The following is a 900-nucleotide window of genomic DNA, read 5'->3' on the forward strand; positions in this document are numbered from 1 at the left end:
ACCGTTTAATGCCGGGATTTTGGATTTGGCGCTATCTTCCTTATTAGGAACAATACTCATTGTTTCGTAGGGAGACATCCAGATGCGATAAGTGTGGATTAAGCCAATGGGAATTTTTTTTTCGTCAACCTTATACGCATCGGTACCATTATTTTCTATAACCCTTCTATAATTATTTTCAATACGATTACCATCTTTATCATTTATTGGTAATTCAGTATTTTCAACAACTACTAAATAATTTCCATATTTATCTAATTTATTTTCCAGATTTGCTTTAGGATTAATGGGGGTTTTATAATAAATCAAATCACCAAAATTGATATAATCAGGTTTACCATAAACTTTTCCAAATTCCGAAACAGATCCTAACTTGACACGTTTTCCATTAACATACATTGAATAATTATCAAATTCTATCTGATACTTTTGTTGTTGATATTCCTGTGATGAGGACATCTCTGATGACTCATGTTTTTTTGGTTCAGATTTGTCCTGACCATTACAAGAATAGTTTAGGGTAAATAAAAGTAGATAAAAAAGGAATTTCATCATCATTAATCTTTATCTTTCAAACTGTAATAATAATTAATATAATAAATCCCCTTTTCTTCTTTGGTTTTAGGATCTATTTTGAAAACAATGTCTATAAAAACTCTGGGATCATCGGGATCCATATTCGGATCAAAATCTTTTGCTTTATCTCCCAAATCATAAATCAAGACGGGATCTCCAAGCATGCCCACAATTTTGCCACCTTCCGGCATTGGTTTTAGTTTTTCTATCAATTCTTTTTTGGTAATACTTTGGTGAATGAGTTGCCCATTAATTTTTATGTAGCCGTTTAATGCCGGGATTTTAGAAGTAGCAATAGCCGCTTCATCAGGAACAATGCTGATA

Annotated in this window: 2 protein-coding genes; both read right to left on the reverse strand. The window is 32.0% G+C overall.

From position 1 onward, the window contains the following. Window positions 1–552 (reverse strand): hypothetical protein (locus AC2A1G_RS20050; RefSeq protein WP_484048651.1); only part of this gene is annotated, 552 nt, incomplete at its 3' end. Window positions 553–557: 5 nt separating this feature from the next. After that, a partial coding sequence (locus tag AC2A1G_RS20055; protein WP_484048652.1) for a hypothetical protein occupies window positions 558–900 on the reverse strand: 343 nt, incomplete at its 5' end.

This window comes from Chryseobacterium sp. HNCC26DJ240, assembly GCF_057180485.1.